Origin of the sequence: Acinetobacter sp. V102_4 (genome assembly GCF_031799005.1) — a bacterium.
Classification (GTDB): domain Bacteria; phylum Pseudomonadota; class Gammaproteobacteria; order Pseudomonadales; family Moraxellaceae; genus Acinetobacter; species Acinetobacter calcoaceticus.
Window position 1 is genome coordinate 93,927 of sequence record NZ_JAVQNR010000049.1, and the last position, 21,378, is coordinate 115,304.

At 38.8% G+C, this 21,378-nt stretch carries 19 protein-coding genes; 11 read left to right on the forward strand and 8 right to left on the reverse strand.

Annotated features, from left to right (window positions below):
- Positions 1–55: 55 nt before the first annotated feature.
- On the forward strand, positions 56–481 hold the full coding sequence (locus RMB13_RS13910; RefSeq protein ID WP_311085628.1) for a GNAT family N-acetyltransferase: 426 nt from the start codon (positions 56–58) through the stop codon (positions 479–481).
- Here the strand turns inward: RMB13_RS13910 and RMB13_RS13915 are convergent.
- On the reverse strand, positions 478–1,287 hold the full coding sequence (locus RMB13_RS13915) for a peptidoglycan DD-metalloendopeptidase family protein (protein WP_311085516.1): 810 nt from the start codon (positions 1,285–1,287) through the stop codon (positions 478–480). The two genes, RMB13_RS13910 and RMB13_RS13915, sit on opposite strands and share 4 nt — an antisense overlap.
- A 303-nt stretch (positions 1,288–1,590) precedes the next feature.
- Between RMB13_RS13915 and clpB the strand changes: the two genes are divergently transcribed.
- On the forward strand, positions 1,591–4,170 hold the full coding sequence (gene clpB, locus RMB13_RS13920; protein ID WP_017389110.1) for an ATP-dependent chaperone ClpB: 2,580 nt from the start codon (positions 1,591–1,593) through the stop codon (positions 4,168–4,170).
- A 50-nt stretch (positions 4,171–4,220) separates the two neighbouring features.
- Here the strand turns inward: clpB and RMB13_RS13925 are convergent, their stop codons facing one another.
- On the reverse strand, positions 4,221–4,715 hold the full coding sequence (locus RMB13_RS13925) for a CinA family protein (RefSeq protein WP_311085517.1): 495 nt from the start codon (positions 4,713–4,715) through the stop codon (positions 4,221–4,223).
- Between the two features lie 269 nt (positions 4,716–4,984).
- On the opposite strand from RMB13_RS13925, the gene RMB13_RS13930 reads away from it, so the two are divergent.
- Complete coding sequence (locus RMB13_RS13930; protein ID WP_311085518.1) at positions 4,985–5,401, forward strand: hypothetical protein; 417 nt, start codon at positions 4,985–4,987, stop codon at positions 5,399–5,401.
- 18 nt (positions 5,402–5,419) lie between these two features.
- On the opposite strand, the gene rlmKL is transcribed toward RMB13_RS13930, so the two are convergent.
- Positions 5,420–7,630 (reverse strand): bifunctional 23S rRNA (guanine(2069)-N(7))-methyltransferase RlmK/23S rRNA (guanine(2445)-N(2))-methyltransferase RlmL, encoded by a 2,211-nt coding sequence (gene rlmKL / locus RMB13_RS13935; RefSeq protein ID WP_311085519.1) that lies wholly within the window; start codon positions 7,628–7,630, stop codon positions 5,420–5,422.
- A gap of 239 nt (positions 7,631–7,869) precedes the next feature.
- Between rlmKL and RMB13_RS13940 the strand changes: the two genes are divergently transcribed.
- The 5 genes from RMB13_RS13940 to RMB13_RS13960 all read left to right on the forward strand — a co-directional run bounded on the left by RMB13_RS13940 (position 7,870) and on the right by RMB13_RS13960 (position 13,121).
- Positions 7,870–8,214, forward strand: coding sequence for a hypothetical protein (locus RMB13_RS13940; RefSeq protein WP_311085520.1), 345 nt, complete (start codon positions 7,870–7,872; stop codon positions 8,212–8,214).
- 124 nt (positions 8,215–8,338) lie between these two features.
- On the forward strand, positions 8,339–9,355 hold the full coding sequence (locus tag RMB13_RS13945) for an aspartate carbamoyltransferase catalytic subunit (RefSeq protein ID WP_003652674.1): 1,017 nt from the start codon (positions 8,339–8,341) through the stop codon (positions 9,353–9,355).
- 12 nt (positions 9,356–9,367) lie between these two features.
- Positions 9,368–10,603: a dihydroorotase gene (locus tag RMB13_RS13950; protein ID WP_311085521.1), complete on the forward strand. Its 1,236-nt coding sequence runs from the start codon at positions 9,368–9,370 to the stop codon at positions 10,601–10,603.
- 213 nt (positions 10,604–10,816) lie between these two features.
- The gene (locus RMB13_RS13955) at positions 10,817–12,238 is read left to right on the forward strand and encodes an OmpA family protein (RefSeq protein ID WP_311085522.1); all 1,422 of its coding nucleotides are present in this window, start codon (positions 10,817–10,819) and stop codon (positions 12,236–12,238) included.
- 103 nt (positions 12,239–12,341) lie between these two features.
- The gene (locus tag RMB13_RS13960; RefSeq protein WP_311085523.1) at positions 12,342–13,121 is read left to right on the forward strand and encodes a Rossmann-like and DUF2520 domain-containing protein; all 780 of its coding nucleotides are present in this window, start codon (positions 12,342–12,344) and stop codon (positions 13,119–13,121) included.
- Positions 13,122–13,135: 14 nt separating this feature from the next.
- Here RMB13_RS13960 and RMB13_RS13965 read toward each other — a convergent pair whose 3' ends face one another.
- The 3 genes from RMB13_RS13965 to trmB form a co-directional block, all read right to left on the reverse strand.
- Entirely contained in the window at positions 13,136–13,762 is a 627-nt protein-coding gene (locus RMB13_RS13965; protein ID WP_311085524.1) for a glutathione S-transferase, read from the reverse strand.
- 298 nt (positions 13,763–14,060) lie between these two features.
- Positions 14,061–14,435 carry a hypothetical protein gene (locus tag RMB13_RS13970; protein WP_311085525.1) on the reverse strand — a complete coding sequence of 125 codons (375 nt, stop codon included), beginning with the start codon at positions 14,433–14,435 and terminating at the stop codon, positions 14,061–14,063.
- A 170-nt stretch (positions 14,436–14,605) separates the two neighbouring features.
- Entirely contained in the window at positions 14,606–15,322 is a 717-nt protein-coding gene (gene trmB / locus RMB13_RS13975; RefSeq protein ID WP_004642023.1) for a tRNA (guanosine(46)-N7)-methyltransferase TrmB, read from the reverse strand.
- Between the two features lie 145 nt (positions 15,323–15,467).
- Here trmB and RMB13_RS13980 point away from each other — a divergent pair, with 145 nt between their 5' ends.
- Both RMB13_RS13980 and RMB13_RS13985 read left to right on the forward strand, forming a co-directional pair.
- A complete protein-coding gene (locus RMB13_RS13980; RefSeq protein WP_311085526.1) occupies positions 15,468–17,906 on the forward strand; it encodes an ExeM/NucH family extracellular endonuclease in 2,439 nt (812 codons plus the stop codon).
- A 207-nt stretch (positions 17,907–18,113) separates the two neighbouring features.
- Positions 18,114–18,725, forward strand: coding sequence for a glutathione binding-like protein (locus RMB13_RS13985; protein WP_017390222.1), 612 nt, complete (start codon positions 18,114–18,116; stop codon positions 18,723–18,725).
- A 59-nt stretch (positions 18,726–18,784) separates the two neighbouring features.
- On the opposite strand, the gene RMB13_RS13990 is transcribed toward RMB13_RS13985, so the two are convergent.
- Together RMB13_RS13990 and ahpF are read right to left on the reverse strand one after the other, a co-directional pair.
- Positions 18,785–19,129, reverse strand: coding sequence for a hypothetical protein (locus RMB13_RS13990; RefSeq protein ID WP_017390223.1), 345 nt, complete (start codon positions 19,127–19,129; stop codon positions 18,785–18,787).
- A gap of 174 nt (positions 19,130–19,303) precedes the next feature.
- Positions 19,304–20,869 carry an alkyl hydroperoxide reductase subunit F gene (gene ahpF / locus RMB13_RS13995; RefSeq protein ID WP_311085527.1) on the reverse strand — a complete coding sequence of 522 codons (1,566 nt, stop codon included), beginning with the start codon at positions 20,867–20,869 and terminating at the stop codon, positions 19,304–19,306.
- A gap of 268 nt (positions 20,870–21,137) precedes the next feature.
- On the opposite strand from ahpF, the gene RMB13_RS14000 reads away from it, so the two are divergent.
- The gene (locus RMB13_RS14000; protein ID WP_003652655.1) at positions 21,138–21,356 is read left to right on the forward strand and encodes a DUF1653 domain-containing protein; all 219 of its coding nucleotides are present in this window, start codon (positions 21,138–21,140) and stop codon (positions 21,354–21,356) included.
- Positions 21,357–21,378 lie beyond the last annotated feature (22 nt).

Here is a 21,378-nt window from a genome sequence, read left to right on the forward strand (position 1 = left end):
TAGAGTTGGCTTTTTTATTGTCAAAAATAACTAAAAAATAAGAGGATAAATGAAAGTGAATATTCGCACTGCTAAATGGGAAGATACTCAGGCAATTTGTAATTTACTTAAACAGATGGGGTACCCACAACCACTCGCTCTTATCCAAGAAAAATTTGAAATATTGCATAGCGATCTTAAAGCAGAACTTTTTGTTGCTGAAGAGGAAGATAAAGTGTGTGGTTTTTTATCCCTTTATTTTATTCCACAAATCGCCTTGAAAGGTGACTTTGCCAAAGTATGCTATTTATGTGTCGATGAAAATATACGAAGTAAAGGTATTGGACATTTACTTTTGCAGCAGGCTGAGCAATTGGCAAGACAACGTGGTTGTGATCGAATGGAACTGCATTCAGGCGAACAACGGACATTGGCGCATCAATTTTACTTACGAGAAGGGTATGTCGATGCGCCAAAATATTTCCGAAAAAAACTAAATTAGCGCGTTTTGCCTAAGAATAACTGAGGGTCTACTCGTGCATTATTAAGACTCATGCCCCAATGCAAGTGCGGACCTGTCACACGTCCAGTTTTACCAACTAAACCTAAAGTTTCTCCTTGGCGAATATGTTGGCCTTTCTCTACTTTAATTGCACTTAAATGGCAAAACATACTGATTAGGCCTTGCCCGTGATCAATCAATACAGTTTGACCATTAAAAAAATAAGATCCGGTTTGGATTACAACACCATCTGCTGGTGCAACTACTTTTTGTCCCACTGGTGCAGGGATATCTAAACCTGAGTGGGGCGCGCGCTCTTCGCCATTAAAGAAACGTTTTCGCCCAAAAGAGTTGCTGAATTTCCCCGAAGTGGGGCGTATAAATTTTGGCAACGCTTGCCATGTGCTCTGTGTAAATGAGCTATACACGTCATTTTGTTCTTTAGCTTCTTGAGCGTAACGGTCTAACTGACTTTGGTTAGGATTGACATAATCTTGGTTAGTAACTTTAATCCGTTGCTCAGCGTAAGGATAGGATTTAATTTCTATTTGAATTGAGGCTTTATTGGTTTCAAGCTGTACAGTACCAAGAGGTGTAGATAAAGGGATCCCGAACACAGCATAACGCTGATGACCTTCTTGACTGATTAAAACTGGTTTTTGCTGGAAGTTGACCTGAGTAATATCAGCAGTTAAAGGAATAACCGCAATTCCACCTGCTCTTCTAGAATCTTGTGGCAGCTCGGCCATTGCCAGAGTAGCTGTAAAAAGACAGGTTGTTGTTAATATAATTTGTTTGAAAAGCATAGCAAATATCAAAATTAATGAATGATTAGAAATATAGACTAAATCTTAATTGTAGAGTTCTCAATGAAGTCTCTGTGAATACTATAAGTTTAAAAAGAATAGCTCAGCTCAAGTTTAAAGATATTTTATAAAATATAGCAGAAGTGTACTTGAAATATACAATAAACAAACCCATATTATAATGGAGTTTTACTCATTGTTATTTTAATAACATTATGAAAAATATATAAAAATTTATTTGAAATCCGAAAAAGTGTTCCCATTTATTATGCAAGTACAAATTTGTTGTGAGGAATAACAAGAATGCGTTTTGAAAAATTTACAAACCGCTTGCAGCAAGCCCTTTCAGATGCTCAATCTTTAGCGATGGGTAAAGACCATACCGCGATCGCAGGTATTCATATTTTGTCTACCCTATTAGAAGAGCCATCAAATATTAGTTTGTTGCAACAAGCAGGTGCACGGTTACCTGAACTTAAACAAAAGCTTGAGCAAGCTATAAAAGATGCTCCGACCATTGCGAATCCGACTGGAGATGTCAATTTAAACCCTGAAGCCGTTAAAGCGCTTAATCTGGCAGATAGATATGCGCAAAAAGCAGGCGATGAATTTTTGTCAACTGACTGGGTCCTATTAGGCCTAGCAGAGACAGGCGAAACTAAAAATATTTTAAGTGCCGTAGGTGTAACTCCCGACAGCTTACGTAAAGTTATTGAACATATTCGAGGTAGTGACAAAGTCATGAGTAATAATCACGAAGATCAACGTGACTCACTTAATAAATATACGATTGATTTAACTGAACGTGCTTTAGCGGGAAAACTTGATCCGGTGATTGGGCGTGATGATGAAATCCGTCGTACTATTCAGGTCTTATCACGTCGTACAAAAAACAACCCTGTACTCATTGGTGAGCCGGGTGTTGGTAAAACCGCTATTGTTGAAGGTCTGGCGCAGCGTATTGTAAATGGTGAAGTACCAGAAGGCTTAAAAAGCAAACGAGTTTTATCATTAGATTTAGGTTCATTACTTGCTGGTGCTAAATATCGTGGCGAGTTTGAAGAACGTTTAAAAGCTGTTTTAAAAGATTTGGCTAAACACGAAGGCGAAATCATCCTGTTTATTGACGAGCTACATACGCTTGTAGGCGCAGGTAAGGGTGATGGCGCAATGGATGCAGGGAACATGTTAAAACCTGCATTGGCGCGCGGTGAGTTGCGCTGTGTGGGTGCAACAACCTTAGATGAGTATCGCCAATATATTGAAAAAGATGCAGCTTTAGAACGTCGCTTCCAAAAAGTATTAGTTGATGAGCCAAGTGTTGAAGATACCATTGCGATTTTGCGTGGTCTAAAAGAGAAATATGCCACTCACCATGGTGTGCAAATTTTAGACTCGGCGATTATTGCAGCGGCAAAAATGTCTCATCGCTATATTACAGATCGTCAATTACCAGACAAAGCAATTGACTTGATTGATGAAGCTGCTTCTCGTATTAAGATGGAAATTGACTCTAAACCAGAAGCGCTTGATAAGCTGGACCGCCGTTTAATCCAGTTGAAAATGCAATTGGAAGCTGTAAAAAAAGATGAAGATGTAGGTAGTAAAGCCGAAGTCGCTCATCTTGAAAAACAGATTGCTGAAGTCGAGAAAGAATACAACGATCTTGAAGAAATCTGGAAATCTGAGAAGACTCTTGTAGAAGGCACTAAACAAGCTCAGGTTGAACTTGATAAAGCGCGTATTGCTTTTGAAAAGGCTCAGCGTGAGGGTGATTTAGCTGAAGCAGCACGTTTACAGTATGGTGTAATTCCAGAGCTTCAAAAACAACTTGAGCAAGATGAAGTTGCAGAAGAGAACGAAGAGCCAAAACTTATTCGTACTAAAGTAACTGAAAATGAAATTGCCGAAGTCGTGAGTGCAGCAACAGGAATTCCAGTTGCTAAAATGCTGCAAGGCGAGCGTGAAAAACTACTCAATATGGAAGGTTTTTTACATGACCGCGTTGTAGGGCAAGATGAAGCCGTTGTTGCTGTATCGAATGCAGTTCGTCGTTCACGTGCAGGGTTATCTGATCCGAATCGTCCAAGTGGTTCGTTCTTATTCTTGGGTCCAACAGGTGTTGGTAAAACTGAGTTAACAAAAGCACTGGCGAACTTCTTGTTTGACAGTGATGACGCCATGATTCGTATCGACATGAGTGAATTCATGGAGAAACATTCGGTTAGCCGTTTGGTGGGTGCGCCTCCGGGTTATGTGGGTTATGAAGAAGGCGGTGTTTTAACTGAAGCTGTTCGCCGTAAACCATATAGTGTGGTGTTGTTTGATGAGGTTGAAAAAGCGCATCCTGATGTATTCAATATCTTGTTACAAGTATTGGATGATGGACGCTTAACAGACTCACAAGGCCGAGTAGTCGACTTTAAAAACACGGTTATTGTGATGACATCGAACTTGGGTTCACAAGATGTACGTGAGCTAGGTGAGGGGGCAACAGACGATGAAGTGCGTACTATTGTAATGAATGCGGTAAGTCAGCATTTCCGTCCGGAATTTATTAACCGGATTGATGAGCTTGTGATTTTCCATTCACTCAAGAAAGCACAAATTCGAGGCATTGCCGATATTCAGTTGGATCGATTACGTTCACGACTTGTTGATCGTGATATGAGTTTAACTGTAGATGATACTGCTTTTGATTTATTGATTGATGCTGGTTTCGACCCTGTATATGGCGCGCGTCCGTTAAAACGTGCGATTCAACAACAGATTGAAAACACATTAGCTCAAAAAATCTTGTCGGGTGATTTTGTCGCAGGTGATACCATTTTAGTTAAAGGTGAAAATGGTCACTTAGTCTTCGATAAAATGAAACTCAGCTAAGCTTTTTCTGCTAAAACCGAAAAGAGAATATGGAAACATATTCTCTTTTTTTATGGTGAGGCTGTTTGTGTTGTTGATGTGAGTAAAGCAATTAAGGCATCTGAAATTTTCTGAGTTAATGTTTTTAATTTTTGTTCGGGGTGGCCCGATAAAAAATAATGGTAATGATAAATATGGTCTTGGTAATAAATACACATAAAAAAAGTACCTACAGGTTTTTCTGCGGTTTCACTTCCTCCAGATTTTAATAGACCAGTACAACTTACAATAAGATCGGCTTGTGGAAATAACGTTTGGCCTAGCTTGCACATTTCTTCTGTGACTTGTGGTGACTCTGCTGTGTAAGTCTCTATTAACTTTGGATCGATATTTAAGATACTAACTTTAATGCTGGGGTCATAACTCACTAAACCACCGAGTAAAATGTCTGCACCACTATTTTTATGAATGGAAAATTGACTAGTTAAATAACCCGAACTGGCACTTTCAATAAAGGCAATTTTAAGTTGACGAGTTTCTAATATTTGGCAGCAGTGCTGAAGCATTATTTCACCTCGGATGGTGTTTATTTATAAATAAAATCAATTTACAGATAAATTATAAAATCACAGTAAGTGATTTAAGGGTGTGGTTCAAGTCTGAGATAAGAATCTATAAAACTACTGGAATATTCACAAAATGCTTGTGAAAAGAATCAGGTTTTAAAATGATCAATGTTAATTGTCGGGAAGTTTGTTTATAACATTGCGACCTGCTTAAAAAATTGTTAATTTTGTTCGATATAACAAACAATAACAATTTTAGGATGAATGAAATGAACAATAAACAAGGGTATATGCTGGGAATTTTGAGCGGTGTATCTGTATTATTATCAAATACATGGGCAGCACAACCAATGTCGGAAAGTGCGCTTGCAACTCAAACAGGAGCGATAACCACGTCTTTACCCGTCATTATTGCGAAAGCTCAGGACGATGCCAAAAAACCTGCGATAGAACAACAACAAGTACGTCAGGCGTTAGGAGATAACTATTTACAGCAAGTTCGATGGGATGCGCTTAGAACTAGCGTACTTTCCCCTTATCAAGAACAAAAACAAAATCATGTTATTGATAGTAAAGAAAAGAAAAGGTTAGAAATGATTGCGCTACCGGAAAGAGCAGACCGATTTACCAAATATGATTTTGAGTCAAAAAATGCTCATGGCGAGGTTATTATTACCGTGAAGTAATAATAACCTCCAATTTCATTAATATTGATCTAGAGCAGGGTGTTGAATTTTCCACGCACGGTGGATTTTTTGATTACGTTTAAAATCAAGGCCAATTGTTTCAGAAGTGATTTCTTCAACCTGAAAAATAGCTTCGATCTCTTCATCCATTTCAAAACCACGATAGTTATTCGAGAAATAGAGCGTGCCTTCACTGTGCAAACGGTTCATTGCACGTTTAATGAGTGAGATATGGTCACGTTGTACATCGAATGTACCATAGAATTTTTTTGAGTTTGAGAATGTTGGTGGGTCAATAAAAATAAGGTCGTATTGTTCATGGCCTTCTTTTAACCACTCAAAACAGTCACTGGCAAAGAACATGTGTTGTTCATCTGCATGATCTACAGTTAAACCATTTAAAACAAAGTTTTCTTTTGACCAGTTTAAGTAAGTGTTAGATAAATCTACACTTGTCGTACTTGCAGCACCGCCAAGCGCAGCATGTAAGCTTGCAGTAGACGTATAACTATATAAGTTCAAGAAGTGTTTACCACGTGCTTCTTGAGCAATACGTAAACGCATTTGACGGTGGTCAAGGAATAAACCTGTATCTAGGTAATCAGTCAGGTTAACCAAAATTTTAGCTTTACCTTCTTGCACGATAAAACGTTTTGAAGCTGTACTTTGTTTCGTATATTGAGTTGTACCAGTTTGGCGTGCACGTGTCTTAATAAAGATGGCATCGCGGTTTAAACCAGTAACAGCACGAATTGCAGCAAGCGCTAAATTAAAACGTTTTTTAGCTTTTTCTGGATCGATTGTTTTTGGTGGTGCGTATTCCTGAACGTGTAAACGGTCACCATATAAATCAACAGCAACATTAAAGTCAGGTAAGTCTGCATCATACAAACGTAAGCAATAGATATTTTCTTTAGTTGCCCATTTTTTCAAGGCTGTCATATTTTTTTGCAAACGGTTAGCGAAGTCTTGTGCTTCTTCCATTTCAATAGGTTGGGCTTGCCAATTCGCTAAAAATGGTTGATTCACTTTTTCTGGTTTGATTACACCGAAACGAATATAAATTGGCAACTTACCATTCATTAAACGTAAAGTTTCAGGTGCTTCAAATGCTAAAACATCGGATTGTTCAATTTGAGCTGCAATAATTGCTGCATATTGATTTGGGAAATGTTTTTGTAAAAGCGCTGATAAACCTAGATATAGAGAACGGTTTGAAGCTTTTTCACCTAAACGTTCACCATAAGGTGGGTTAGTCACAATAAATGCAGTTTTACCTTCAGCAGCAAAATCTGGCCAGTCAGCTAAAGTACGCTCTTCGATCTGAATCTGACCTAATAAATTTTCAAAGCCTGCCGCAATAATATTTTCACGGGTTGCTTTAATTGCTTCCCAGTCTGCATCGTAGGCATAAAATTTAGGTAAAGGTAATTCAAGTGCCTTTTCGTGACGCTCTGCAGCTTCTGCTTTAAGTGAAAGCCAAAGTTCGCGGTCATGACCATGCCAGCCATTAAATCCAAAACGGCGAACAAGTCCTGGTGCACGGTCAGTTAAAATCATTAATGCTTCAATGATAAATGTGCCTGAACCACACATTGAGTCAAGCACAATCTCTGGATTACGCTGTTTGAGCTGAGCTTTTTGTAAAATTGCCGCAGCAAGGTTTTCTTTAATTGGTGCATCCGTCATAAAACGACGGTAGCCACGTTTATGTAGCGAGTCACCTGATAAATCTAGACAGTAGGTATGTTCAGTTTTACCTGCTAAAGCATAGATCGTAATTTCTGGTTGTTTGGTGTCAATGCTAGGGCGACGACCTACAGCTTCCATAAAGGAATCAACAACGCCATCTTTTACACGCAGTGTAGCAAATTGCGAATTGACCATGATTTCACGTTCGGCATGCAAGCGAATTGCGAAAGTACTTTGTGGTGCAAAAACAAGTGACCAGTCAAAGCTCATTGCACCTTCGTAGAGTTCTTCTGCTACATCACGTGCATCATGCGTAAAATCAAGTTCATAAGTATGAATAGGAAGTAAAACACGAGAAGCGAGACGCGACCACATACAAATGCGGTAAGCTTCTTCAAGCGTCCCTTCAATGATTAAACGTCCTGCTTTACGTTCTGTCACTTTGGTGCCAAGTTGTTCTATTTCTTCTTGTAAGAGGGGTTCTAAACCATCAGCACAAGTAATCCAATAGTGGTTTAAACGTAAAGAGGTATTCATAAACTCGATTGACCAAAACATATAAATATTAACGATGCAAAGTTTAACGTATTTTGATGTCTAAAGGTTTTTAAATTATTGCAACCTATCATTTAGCAACCAATAAACTGATTTTTAAAGGGTAATACCTTGAAATTGGTATGTATTTTGCTAGACCAACATTATTGATGGTTATTTATTTAACAGACAGAGTCGGTTTTTAACCATTTTTATAATTTTAATGGATGGGGACGTTATAAATGAAAGACATGATCGGGAATGGTTTTACCACTAATGCAGATGCTTTCTCTGTGGCTACACAAATATATGTACGTATGCGTAGGGTGACTGGGCGGGTAATAGATGCAATGTACGTGATTCAAAATAAAGATTATGCAAAATATGTAATTACGGTAGCGTTAGAAACGGAGGATGACGAATTAAAACGATGCGTTGAGCGATTAAGATCGTTGGTTGACGCAATACCCGAGTCTTCTCAAAAAGAAAAACTTGCTGATGTTAAAGTCGATGAAGGTTCAGAAATTACTGCCGAAGACATTTATCGGGCACAAGTTCCACACCATTATATAGGTGCATTGAGATAGTCCAGATCACGGTCCTAAATTTTCTGGTCAATTTAGGGCCTTATTCTGTAAAGTTCTTCTGCGAAAAGAGCGGAATTCAGCTACACTATGCACGTTTTCGCGATTCGACCCATAGGAATCCATTATGCATATTGCAGCGTTGCATCAACCGAGCCAGGTTCAGCTCAATCAAGACGGAAATTTAAAACATTTTTTAACGATTGAGGGCCTTTCAAAAGAAAACCTCACTAAGATTTTAGATACCGCACAAAGCTTTTTAGATGATAATAATAATTTAATTAACCGTCCGCTCTTAGAGGGATTGACGGTTATGAATCTTTTCTTTGAAAACTCCACCCGTACTCGTACTACTTTTGAAGCAGCAGCAAAACGCTTGTCTGCAAATGTATTGAATATTGATATTGCACGTTCAAGTACATCAAAAGGTGAAACGCTACGAGATACGCTCTGGAACCTTGAAGCAATGGCTGCCGATATTTTTGTTGTACGCCATTCATCTTCGGGTGCTGCACATTTCATTGCCAAAGATGTTTGTCCAAAGGTCGCAATTATTAATGCTGGAGATGGACGTCATGCCCATCCAACGCAAGCGATGCTCGATATGCTTACAATTCGCCGTGAAACAAAAAAACCGTTTGAAGAGTTGAGTGTTGCCATTATTGGTGACATTAAACACTCTCGTGTAGCACGTTCGGATGTTGCGGCATTACAAACACTAGGATGTAAGGATATTCGTGTGATTGCACCGAATACATTATTACCAGTGGGCTTTTCCGAATATGGCGAACATGTCCGTTTATTTAACAACATGGATGCAGGGATCGCAGACTGTGATGTGATTATTGCTCTACGTATTCAAAATGAGCGTATTGACTCTCCAGCATTATCTTCACAGTCTGAATTTTACAGAATGTATGGCCTAAACAAAGAACGTCTTGGTTTGGCTAAACCTGATTGTATCGTGATGCATCCGGGTCCAATGAATCGTGGTGTAGAAATTGACTCAAGTGTGGCGGATGGAGACCAGTCGGTTATTCTGAAACAAGTAACCAACGGTATTGCAGTTCGTATGGCTGTGTTGGCGTTGTCAATGCAAGGCCAACTCCAAGAACAAGGCTTAATTGAAGCGATTACGTTGTAAGGAATGGATCACATGAGTATTGTAAAAATTGAAAATGTACGTGTGTTAGACCCAATCCAGAAAACAGACAACGTACAAACTGTATATATTCAAAATGGCAAGCTGGTTGCCCCAGTAGAGCAAGTTGAACAAACCATTGATGGTCAAGGTAAATGGCTAATGCCAACCATGGTTGATTTGTGTGCACGTTTGCGTGAACCTGGTCAACAGCAACACGGGACACTTAAATCTGAAGGGAAGGCGGCACGTGCTAATGGCATTTTGCATGTCATTACTCCACCTGACTCAAAGCCGATTGTACAAGACAACGGTGCCCTCATTCATGGCTTGATTGAAAAGGCATGGCTTGATGGCGGCATTCACATGCATATTATTGGTGCTCAGACGCAAGGCTTAAATGGTAAACAACCTGCAAATATGGCAGGTCTGAAAAAGGGCGGTTGTACTGCTGTTTCAAATGCCAACGCCGCTTTTGAAAATGATGATGTGGTTATTCGTACCTTAGAATATGCAGCAGGTCTTGGCTTAACGGTTGTGTTCTATGCCGAAGAACCACAGATTGCTAAAGATGGATGTACACACGAAGGCTTTATTGCTTCTCGCCAAGGTCTGCCGATGATTCCGGCACTTGCTGAAACTGTAGCGATTGCAAAATATTTGCTTATGATTGAAGCAACTGGCGTAAAAGCTCACTTTGGTTTGTTGTCTTGTGGTGCATCGGTTGAATTAATCCGTGCTGCAAAAGCAAAAGGCTTACCTGTGACTGCCGATGTTGCAATGCATCAGTTACATTTAACTGAACATTTAACAGACGGCTTCAATTCACTTGCACACGTTCGCCCACCATTACGTTCTGAGCAAGATAAAGAAATTTTACGTCAAGGCTTAAAAGAAGGCGTAATTGATGCAATTTGTACGCACCATGAGCCTTTAAGCAGTTCGGCAAAAATGGCGCCATTTGCTGAAACTCAGCCGGGCATTACAGCTTTTGATACCTATGTATCGTTAGGGATTCAACTCATTAATGAAGGTTTATTTGAACCTCTAGAATGGGTTGCTAAAGTAACCAGCATGCCAGCGCAGGTTGCGAATATGACCGCGCGTTGGGAAGATGAAGCAGGATGGGTATTGATAGATCCTGCTTTTAACTGGACAGTAAGCAAAAACACAATTTTATCGCAAGGGAAAAATACCCCATTACTGGGTCAAAACCTAACGGGTAAAGTACTGCAAACTTTTGCTAACTGATAAAGTACTTAGTTAAAGTAAATTTAAAATATAAACAGGTAGATCAATAAGATCTACCTGTTTTGTAAATACTAGATGGAAAATTGTATATAAATTATATAAAAAACAATAAAAGATTCTAGGCAGATTAGAATAAAAAACTATCAGCAAAGAAGAACTATTTGAATAATCAAAAGTTGCTGGTTACGACGTATAAATTCGGGAGAATAACCAATGTCGATAAACCCTATAGAATTGCTTAAAGAAAAAGTATCTTCAATATTATTAGATGAACAGGATGGATACCTAGGCGAAAAATCAAATGCTTTATCTAAGTTTTATCCAATTTTACTTTCATTATTAGCTGCTAAACCTGATCTTATTGGACAATTGAAAAATAGTCTGACTCCATCGTTATCCGATCTTTTTTCGCATAATGATCAAATCAAGAATACCGTGCTTACTCATTTAAGCGGTACAGCACCAAATAATGAAATTGAAAGCACACTCAACAGTGCAATTAAACCGAGTCTTACTGCAATTTCAGATGTTGCTGGAAATGATCAGCAAAGTATTGTGAATTATTTACGTCAACATGCAGAAACAATTCGTTCATATTTACCAGCATGGGCAGTGGGTCTATTAGCGCCTTTAGGTATTGGTGCAGGTTTATCTTCGGTTCCACACTCAGCTTCAACAGCTCCACCATTAGCTGCAGCCAGCGAAAAAACGGGTAAGTCTCGTGGGTTCTTGCCCATTATTGCTCTAATTATTCTGGGTCTTATTATTGCGTGGTTATGGCGTTCTTGCCAGCATAAAGAAGCTGTACCAGCACCAGAACCGTCGGCTGCAAGTGGTGTTGAAGCCGCTGCTGCACCAGCTAGTTTAACTTTAAGTACAGATGATAAAGGGGCAGTGAGTCAGTGTCAGGCTGGGATTGGCGACCAAGGCTTCTTGGCAACGCTACAAACAAACGTTAAAAAGGTTTTTTCGACAACTCAAGATTGTAATGTGGATACAAGCCAAACTTATGCGGCTTCATTTACAGACAAAGATGCACTTGCTGGTGTGCTTGGCGCATTAAAAGGTGTGCCAAATGCATCTTTAGAATGGGTGGGTGACAAAATTACTTTGAAAGCAGGTGATGCAGCAGCATTAGAAGCTTTAACTGCAAAAGTAAAAGCATTGGTGCCACATACTGAGGTTGTAGCCTCAGCACCAGTAACAGCTGAACAATCTGTGAGCAATAGCTTGAGTGCATCACAAACTGCTCTAACAGCAATTGACCCGAACAATGTCGATGTAAATGCTTTGGTGAAAGCCCTTAACTTGCAAATTATTAATTTTGCGAGTGGTTCAAGTGAAATTCCTGCGGATAACAAAGCTATTCTTGATCAAGCTGTAACACTTTTAAATAAAGTGTCTGGAGTGAAATTAAATGTTGGCGGTCATACAGACTCAACTGGTAATGCGGCTTCAAATAAAGCTTTGTCTCAACGCCGTGCTCAAGCCGTAGTAGATTATTTAACATCTAAAGGTGTAGATGCTTCTAAATTAGTTGCACAAGGTCATGGTTCTGATCAACCAGTTGCTGAAAATACAACTGATGAAGGACGTTTCAAAAACCGTCGCATCGAGTTTTCAGTAGCTCAATAATGAAATAATTTATGAAAAATTATTGATTTTATTCATTTTGATTTGAAAAAAGCTTCTCATTTTGAGAAGCTTTTTTCATAGAGATAAATATTGTTGGGTTAATATGAAAATCAGTTTGATAGGAAGTGGACGAGTTGCCTTTCATTTGGCACAGGCTTTACTGGCTCAAGGGCATAACATCGTACAGGTCTATGCACGTGATTTTGATAAAACCCAAAAATTTGCAGAGAAAATTCAAGCTAAAGCATGCCAGTCTCTACAGCAATTCCAATCGACCGATCTTATCATTCTAGCGGTTTCAGATAGTGCAATTGGAGAGCTTGTAAAACAGGTTCATGAATTATTTCCTGAAACTCTTATGGTTCACACCTCGGGTAGCACTAATATTGAAGTCATCAGTCATGTGCATGAAAAAGCAGGGGTGTTTTATCCATTGCAAACATTTAGTCTTGAAAGAGATGTTGACTGGATTGCAACGCCGTTGTTTGTTGAAGCAGTAGCAGATGTTGACCAGAAACTACTTAGTGATTTAGCAAATAGCCTAAGTAATCGAGTATATCAATACACCTCAAAGCAGCGTTTAACTTTGCATTTAGCAGCCGTATTTGCCTGTAATTTTAGTAATTATTGTTTTGATATGGCAAAGCAGATTGTAGATGCAGAGCAAGTCGACTTTAGTTTGCTTTATCCATTAATTGTGGAAACAGCAAAAAAAGCCACTGAAAATGAACCAAAACAAATGCAGACAGGGCCTGCAATGCGAGGAGACAAAAATATCTTGGCCATGCATCAAGACTTATTAGCTCAAGCAAATCGAGATGATTTAAAACAGGTGTATCAACTTTTAAGTGATGGCATCTTACAACGCCATCACTCGGCTTAAAGCTTATTTAAAAATTAAGGTTCGCCGTTATTTCCCCATTTTAAAAAGCCCGCACGTTGATTTAAAAGTTCAAAATATTGGTCGACGTGCTTAAGCGTTGGATGGTCAAAAGGAGTGGCCTTCCAGCGTTGTACAGACAGACCAATTGGAATATCGGCTAAGCTAAATTGTGAACCTGCAACATAGGCTTGAGTTTTTGCAAGTTGTTGATCGAGAATCTGCATATGACGATTCCACTTATCAATACCTTGTTGTAATAAGTTTGGGTCTTGATGATCTGGTGAATGTCTAAGCAGAGACATAATCGTATAAGTCCAGCTGTTATTCAGCTCTATCGCTTGCCAATCAAGCCACTGGTCTACAAAAAATCTTTCTTTCGCTTGTGTAGGGTAAAGCAGATGCTCTTTGTCATAAGCATTTGCTAGATAACGGATAATACTATTGGACTGCCAAAGTACTAAATCACCATCTAAAACAACAGGAATTTGTCCATTGGGGTTTAATTGTAGAAATTCAGGAGATTGTGTTGAAAGAACGCCTCTTCCCCAATCTTCTCTTTCATATTCAAGATTTAATTCTTCACAGAGCCATAAGACTTTGCGAACATTAATAGAATTATCGCGCCCTAAAATTTTTAACATATTGTTTTCTGACTTTTCGTGAGTTTAAGTAATTAGTTAGTGAAGTGTTCATTTCTATATTTTTAACATGATTTATGAATATTAATAAGTCTAGAGATTAACTAAAGTGATATTTAAAGAAAACTATATTGCTTGTGAGCTTTTTGTTTTTAGGGAGATATGTGAATAAAGGAATATTCAATTTAACTCAAGAGGGGGGTGTTACGTGAAAAAAATGAATATTCGTTCGTTAAGCTGTCTGCATCTGTTCTTAGTAGGTAATAAAAAACCGCACTTCGGCGGTTTTTTGAATTTTGGTTTATCTACATTGGTTCTCTGGCTTGTTTAATTGCTCACGCAGCCATTCAGAATCCTCCTGTAGATTTTCTTTAGTATATCCCATTGTTCTAACCTCTTCTGAGGCTGATTCATATTCTTTAAATCTACTTAAGATAAAGTCAAAAAGTTCAATATTTTCTTTCCATCCTTTGCAATCAAGAGCTTTGAGTTTATTAGACCTAACAAGATCTTCTTGCTCAGTTTTTGCTTCTGTGGAAATGATTTGATTTCTGTCTGATTGTGTTTGAATGTATCGTTCCATTAATTTGTAATATTTAAGCTCAAAGTCTTCTTGAGTTGAGGAAAAGCAGCTACTTGATACAATTACACAAATTAGAAATGCGAAAAGCTTCATTGTTGTTTTCTGTCTAGTTAAAATGGTGGTTGCTATTATATTTATATATCTAATAATTCAAAGGTTTTTTCATTTAACTCTTTAAGTTCAGCTAATGTTTAATCCCGCTTATTCAACGGATTGGTTTTAAAATAAAAGGCTTAGATTTTGTTCTAAGCCTTTTTTATTAGTTACTTAATCTTTTTAAAGATAAAGTCATTAATTTTATGGCCTGACTCAATACCACGGCGTTCAAACTTAGTCACTGGGCGCCAATCTGGACGAGGGTAGCTATTACCTTTACCTGCCAAGTTTTCAAGATCTGGACGATTATCTAATACATCTAGCATCCATTCAGCATAAGGTTCCCAATCTGTTGCAGCATGGAACGTACCGCCAAGCTCAAGTTTTTGTTCAACCAATGGCATACGCTCATGAGCAACAAAACGACGTTTGAAATGACGTTTCTTTTGCCAAGGGTCAGGGAAGTAAAGTTGTACGCAGTTAATGCTGTTGTCTGGCATTTCACGTAGAACCTGAATCGCGTCTGCATCAAGTACACGTAAGTTTTTAACTTCTGCTATACCTGCTTCATATAGGCATTGGGCAATACCTGGCACATGGACTTCAATACCCACATAGTTACGTTCAGGGTTTGCTTTTGCCATAAGTACTAATGAACGACCCATACCAAAACCGATTTCAACAGTTAATGGACGCTCTGGGTGTTCGAAGTGTTGACGTAAGTCGCCAACAGGATATTCCAAAATTAAATCGCGATGTTGTTCTAATGCCGTGCGTTGAGACGTATTAAGTGGTGCTGAACGACGCATAAACGTCACAATTTCACGGTGTTCAGGCAAATTGTCTAAGTCTGCAATTTGCGTTTCTAACTGATCGATCGACATAACCTTGGCAATATTGAAATTCAAATGCGGTATTTTAAGTCTTCATGTGATCAAGTCAAATGTTTCGGTGTTTTTCTTCATGTAGATGTCATGATCAATATTTACTCTAAGAGACTAATTAAAACTCATATGAACACTTTTACTCATGAAAACTTTTCAATTAAGAACACTTTCAGTCTTTTTAAGTGCATTAGGTGCATTTTCATATAGCTCAGTTGCTCAAGCACAGCTGATGTTTAGTCAATATGTTGACGGCAGCAGCAATAAAAAAGGTTTGGAAATTTATAATCCAGATGGGGCTACAGTTAATTTAGCCGATTATGAGATTCAACAATTTAATAATGGTGGTACAGCAAAGACGGTGGCTTTTCGTTTACAAGGCACACTCGCGAGTAAGCAGAAGTTTTTAGTGGGCCGCTCCGAGTTGCAAACTGAGCTTGGAAGTAAAGTAAATCAGGTGGCAGCATTATCTTTTAATGGAGATGATGCGGTTGTACTTGTTTATAAAGGTACGCCTGTAGACCGTTTTGGCCGTATTGGTGAACGCCCAGCTGCGGGATGGGGGACAGTAGTTTCAAGCTTGGGAAATAGTTTTAAGCGTATTGAAACAGAGAATCCAGCTTTAAGTGTTGATGCAACCGCAGCATTTGATTTGGATCACTCATGGTCGGCTTGGACAAACCGAAATGACTTTTCAAATTTATCAGGATCTACTACTCAGCCTCCTGTTGAAACAGTAAGTTGTTCGAGCTCAGATACAGCTATTGCTGACTTGGCGGCAGCAACTCAAGACCAGACTTATACTGTGCGTGGTGTGATTACAGCTGACTATCGTTATGCCAATGGTTTCTCTGGTTTTTATGTTCAAACGCCAGATACAAAAGCACGTGCAAATGTCAGTAATGCTATTTTTGTTTATATTCCAAATAGTAGTGCGGTAAAAGGTGGACAAGTTGGCGATGAAGTTATTTTACGTGGTCGTTTAACGTCTTATCAAAATCAGCTACAAATAGATCAATTACAACAAGATATTCAAACCTGTAATAGCAATATGGCAAATCAGGTTCAGCCGATTAGCCTTGAACTTCCATTTGCAAATTTAACTGGTGGATCGACCAACTCTCCACAGCGTTATCAAGGTATGTTGGTCAAATTACCTCAGACTTTAACGGTCAGCGAGAACTACAATTATGGTCGTTATGGTGAATTGTCGCTGAGCTTAGGCCGCTTATATATTCCAACCAACTTATATCCAGCATTATCTCCAGAAGCTAAGGCTCTAGCTCAGAAAAACTTATTATCAAAAATTATTTTTGATGATGGCTATAACAATCAAAACCGTACGCCATGGTTACCAAGCAATTTTAGTGCTGCTAATACGCTACGTTCGGGTTATCAACTTAAAAATGCTGAAGGTATTTTAGAATACCGTTTTAATGGTTGGCGTGTGCAACCTGTGCTTGGGCGCAATCAACCTGAGGTTCTTACTCAACCAAACCCGCGTCAAAGCGTCCTTACTAAAAATGCTAATCACATTCGTGTAGCTTCATTTAACGTTTTGAACTATGACAATGGCGCAACAGGTTTTCCAACAGAGCGTGGTGCGACGACACAAGCGGAGTTTAATAAACAGCATCGTAAAATTGTGAGCGCACTCAAAGCGATTGATGCCGATGTATACGGTTTGATGGAAATTGCCAACAATGGTTATGGCCCAGACAGTGCTATTGCTAATTTGACCAAAGCTTTAGGTAGCGATTGGAAATACGTTGTTCCTGAAAATTTAGACCGTTTAGGTGGTGATGCAATTGCGGTTGCTATTATTTATAACAGTAAGCGTGTTAAGCCTTTAAATAAGCCTGTTGTGCTTGATTTGGGCGACAAGAACCGAACAACACTGGCTCAAAGTTTCCAAGCAGTTCGCGGTAATAAAACATTTACTGTTATTCCAAACCACTTGAAATCGAAAAGCTGTAGTGGGGTCGATGCTAGCTCTACTGACGCAGACCAAAAAGATGGTCAAGGTTGCTGGAATCCAACTCGTGTGAAAGCAGTTGATCAAATTGTGCAGTGGTTAGCGAAAAATCCAACTCAAGTGCCTAAGCAAAATGCTTTACTTGTCGGGGATATGAACAGTTACGCAAAAGAAGAACCTATTTTGTCGTTTGAAAAAGCGAACTATAAAGTTTTACTTAACGACGCTAAGGTAGGTCAGGGTACTCAGGCGTATAGCTATGTATATGGGGTTGCGAGTGATGCCAACGGTAATGGTGGAGCAGGTAACTTAGACCATGCAATTGCTGATGCAGCTTTATATCCAAAAGTTGTGAGAACCTTTGCATGGCATATTAATGCAGATGAGCCAACAGTTCTAGATTACAACGAAGAATACAAAACGGATGAGCAAAAGGCATTGTTCTATGGTGAAGATGCTTATCGTTCGTCGGATCATGACCCTGTAATTGTAGATCTAGATTTAAATGGAAAAGACTCAAGCCATCCTGATGATGATAAGAAAAATGGTATTTTTGATTTCTTATCTGAATTAATGAACTGGCTTAGCCAGCTTTTTAAGCGTAATTAACGGAAAAATTGCGTGACGCAAATGTGTTTTATCATATTTTAAACAATCGTCACGCAAGACAACTTGCAAGGAATGACTTTTTGAAGAATATTAGATGGTGTAAGTATTTTATAAGTTTACGCTTTTTTACAATTAAAGAATTGTGCAAACCTTGCAGGTTTTCTAGAAGCAATTTAAAACGTTAATATGAGATAACAAGGATCAGATATGAAATTATATTATTCGCCAGGCGCATGTTCTTTAGCTGCACATATTATTTTAAATGAAATTAATGTTGATTTTGACTTAGAACGGGTAAATTTAAAAACTCATAAAACAGAAAAAGGTGCAGATTATTACGAGATTAATCCAAAAGGATATGTACCAGCTTTAGAAATTAATCCGGGTTTAATGTTAACTGAAAACGTTGCGATTTTACCGTTTCTTGCTCAGCATGATCCTAAGCAGGATTTAATTCCTCCATCAGGGATGGGCCGTGCGAAAGTATTGGAATGGTTGGGGTACTTAAACTCTGAATTACATGATGCTTATGCAGTTTTCTTTGGTGCACCGTTAACAAATGATGAAAAAAACAAAGCTTATGCAGAAATTGATCGCCTTTTAAAATATATCGATAATTATTTGGCTGAATCTGATTATGATTATTTAGTAAATGATAATTTTGGCCCAGCAGATGCTTATCTATTTGTTTTAACAAATTGGTCAAATTCAATTGAGCATGATCTAACACCATATAAACATATTATTGCACTACGTAATAAAGTAGCAGAGCGTCAATCTGTACAAATTGCGATGCGTGATGAAGGACTAATCTCATAATCATTTTTAGGATTCAAAAAAAGCCCCTGTATAAACAGGGGCTTTTTTATTTCTAGAGATTAGTGTTGAGCATCTTTTTTTACTTCAGCAGCAGTATTTTCAACAGCTTGAGCTGTATCAGCAGTTGCCTTACGAGCAGTCGCTTCAGTTTTTGCAGCAGCTTCAGCGGTTGCATCGGCAGCATGGTCAGTTGCAGCGTCGATTTTATCAGTAGCCTTATCAGTTGCAGTTGCAATATCGTCTGCAGCCTTGTCACCAGCAGATTTGATATCTGCACTTGCTTGTTGAGCTGCATTTTCTAAGTGTTCACCCGTTGTCGCACCTGTTTCTGGAGCTTTATCTTTATTACATCCAACAAGAGCAACGGTCGCAGCAAGACCTAAAGCAACAAGTAATTTATTCATTGTGTTTTTCCTTCTAATTTATGGCATCCAAAATTATGGATGTCTAAAATATAAACATAAACTAACTGATTAATAAAGATCGAAAATTGTTAAAGAGTTGTAACTCTAATATTAAAAAAGCCTAGCATTTTGTAATGCTAGGCTTGAATTAAATAATAATGGTTTGACCTGTTTTTATTGCCCAGAACGGATGATGTAATCAAACGCAGAGAGTGATGCTTTAGCACCTTCGCCGGTGGCAATAATGATTTGTTTGTACGGAACCGTAGTACAGTCACCCGCAGCAAATACACCTTTCACATTGGTTTCGTTGCGGTCATTCACAATGATCTCGCCACGATTGGTTAACTCAAGCTCACTGTCTTTCAAGAAGTCAGTGTTTGGTAATAAACCAATCTGTACAAAGATCCCAGCAAGCTCAACTACATGCTCTTCATCAGTAGCACGATCTTTATATTTAAGACCAGTCACTTGTGAGCCGTCACCTAATACTTCTGTACTTAAGGCATTCATAATCACAGTGGTGTTTGGCAAGCTATGCAGTTTATTTTGCAAGACTTGGTCTGCACGTAGTTTGGTGTCGAACTCAACTAAAGTCACATGCTCAACAATCCCTGCAAGGTCAATTGCAGCTTCTACACCCGAGTTACCACCACCAATCACAGCAACACGTTTGCCTTTGAACAATGGACCATCACAGTGTGGGCAGTACGCGACACCACGGGTACGGTATTCAGCTTCACCCGGTACATTCATTTCTCTCCAACGTGCACCTGTTGAAAGGATTACTGTTTTCGATTCAAGCTTTGCACCGTTTTCGAGTTCAACTTCAACCAGACCATTTGCAGTTTGATCTGCACCAACGATTTTGCTGACGCGTTGCAGGTTCATGATATCAACATCATATTCACGAACATGTGCTTCCATTTCAGCAGCAAACTTAGGTCCTTGAGTTTTTTGAACAGACGTGAAGTTTTCAATGTCCATGGTGTCCATCACCTGACCACCAAAGCGTTCAGCCACGATACCTGTGTTAATGCCTTTACGTGCTGCATAGATGGCAGCTGTTGCACCCGCAGGACCACCACCAATCACTAACACATCAAACGCATCTTTGGCATTAAGCGCTACTGCATCTTTTTCAGCAGAGTTGGTGTCGAGTTTTGCCACAATCTCTTCAAGTGTCATACGACCTTGACCAATGTGTTCATTATCTTGGAACACCATTGGAACAGCCATGATTTTGCGTTGTTCTACTTCATCTTGGAAGAATGAACCATCGATCATGGTTGCAGTTGTGTTCGGGTTATAAATTGCAATCAGGTTAAGCGCCTGTACCACGTCCGGACAGTTATGACAGCTTAACGATACAAACACATCAAAGTCAGCTTTGAGGTTTAAACCTTTAATCTGGTTCAATACTTCATCAGACACTTTAGGAGCATAGCCAGACACTTGTAACAGCGCCAAGATCAAAGATGTAAACTCATGGCCCATCGGTAAGCCAGCAAAGAACACACGAGGTTGTTCGCCTGCTTTAGCCACACCAAAGCTTGGACGACGTGTATTGTTACCATCAAAACGTGCAGTCACCTTGTCAGAAAGTTCAGCAATTTCGGTAACCAGCTCTTTAATTTGAGCAGCTTTATCTGATTCATCCAAAGCAGCAACTAATTCGATTGGACTTTCTAAACGTTCTAGGTAAGCTTTTAATTGAGTTTTAATGTTTTGATCTAACATCTGTTTTTACTCCAATGCATCCAAATTCTTTCAATAGATGCATAGTACGTCAAAACATAAAATAGGTGAAACAGTATGTTTTTATATATTTGATCGGTTTTTTGAATGTGGTGTGGTGCTCATAAACAATATCAATAATTTAAAGCGGTAATTTGTCTTTAAGTGTCCTTTATTACTCTTTTTTATCTTTTAAAGTGAAAGTATTTAAAAATTTATATATGTTATATGGCTGTAAAGATTTTATGTCATAACATTAAAAGGTACTTTCATGTCATTGCAACGCGGCATTTATCAGCATTATAAAGGTAATCTCTATCAAGTTTTTTCTGTGGCAAAACACAGTGAGACTGAAGAGGAGCTAGTCGTTTATCAGTGTCTTTATGGTGACTATTCAACTTGGGTGCGTCCACTAGATATGTTTACTGAAACGGTTCAAGTGGCTGATGGAAGTATCGTACCGCGGTTTAAGTTAATTCAAAGCACTTAACTCAAACGGCTGTCATATAAAA

Bases quoted from the DNA above. Each gene is read 5' to 3' on its own strand.
- RMB13_RS13915 (WP_311085516.1), bottom strand. From the start codon at position 1,287: ATGCTTTTCAAACAAATTATATTAACAACAACCTGTCTTTTTACAGCT.
- clpB (WP_017389110.1), top strand. From the start codon at position 1,591: ATGCGTTTTGAAAAATTTACAAACCGCTTGCAGCAAGCCCTTTCAGAT.
- RMB13_RS13925 (WP_311085517.1), bottom strand. From the start codon at position 4,715: ATGCTTCAGCACTGCTGCCAAATATTAGAAACTCGTCAACTTAAAATT.
- RMB13_RS13930 (WP_311085518.1), top strand. From the start codon at position 4,985: ATGAACAATAAACAAGGGTATATGCTGGGAATTTTGAGCGGTGTATCT.
- rlmKL (WP_311085519.1), bottom strand. From the start codon at position 7,630: ATGAATACCTCTTTACGTTTAAACCACTATTGGATTACTTGTGCTGAT.
- RMB13_RS13940 (WP_311085520.1), top strand. From the start codon at position 7,870: ATGAAAGACATGATCGGGAATGGTTTTACCACTAATGCAGATGCTTTC.
- RMB13_RS13945 (WP_003652674.1), top strand. From the start codon at position 8,339: ATGCATATTGCAGCGTTGCATCAACCGAGCCAGGTTCAGCTCAATCAA.
- RMB13_RS13950 (WP_311085521.1), top strand. From the start codon at position 9,368: ATGAGTATTGTAAAAATTGAAAATGTACGTGTGTTAGACCCAATCCAG.
- RMB13_RS13955 (WP_311085522.1), top strand. From the start codon at position 10,817: ATGTCGATAAACCCTATAGAATTGCTTAAAGAAAAAGTATCTTCAATA.
- RMB13_RS13960 (WP_311085523.1), top strand. From the start codon at position 12,342: ATGAAAATCAGTTTGATAGGAAGTGGACGAGTTGCCTTTCATTTGGCA.
- RMB13_RS13965 (WP_311085524.1), bottom strand. From the start codon at position 13,762: ATGTTAAAAATTTTAGGGCGCGATAATTCTATTAATGTTCGCAAAGTC.
- RMB13_RS13970 (WP_311085525.1), bottom strand. From the start codon at position 14,435: ATGAAGCTTTTCGCATTTCTAATTTGTGTAATTGTATCAAGTAGCTGC.
- trmB (WP_004642023.1), bottom strand. From the start codon at position 15,322: ATGTCGATCGATCAGTTAGAAACGCAAATTGCAGACTTAGACAATTTG.
- RMB13_RS13980 (WP_311085526.1), top strand. From the start codon at position 15,468: ATGAAAACTTTTCAATTAAGAACACTTTCAGTCTTTTTAAGTGCATTA.
- RMB13_RS13985 (WP_017390222.1), top strand. From the start codon at position 18,114: ATGAAATTATATTATTCGCCAGGCGCATGTTCTTTAGCTGCACATATT.
- RMB13_RS13990 (WP_017390223.1), bottom strand. From the start codon at position 19,129: ATGAATAAATTACTTGTTGCTTTAGGTCTTGCTGCGACCGTTGCTCTT.
- ahpF (WP_311085527.1), bottom strand. From the start codon at position 20,869: ATGTTAGATCAAAACATTAAAACTCAATTAAAAGCTTACCTAGAACGT.
- RMB13_RS14000 (WP_003652655.1), top strand. From the start codon at position 21,138: ATGTCATTGCAACGCGGCATTTATCAGCATTATAAAGGTAATCTCTAT.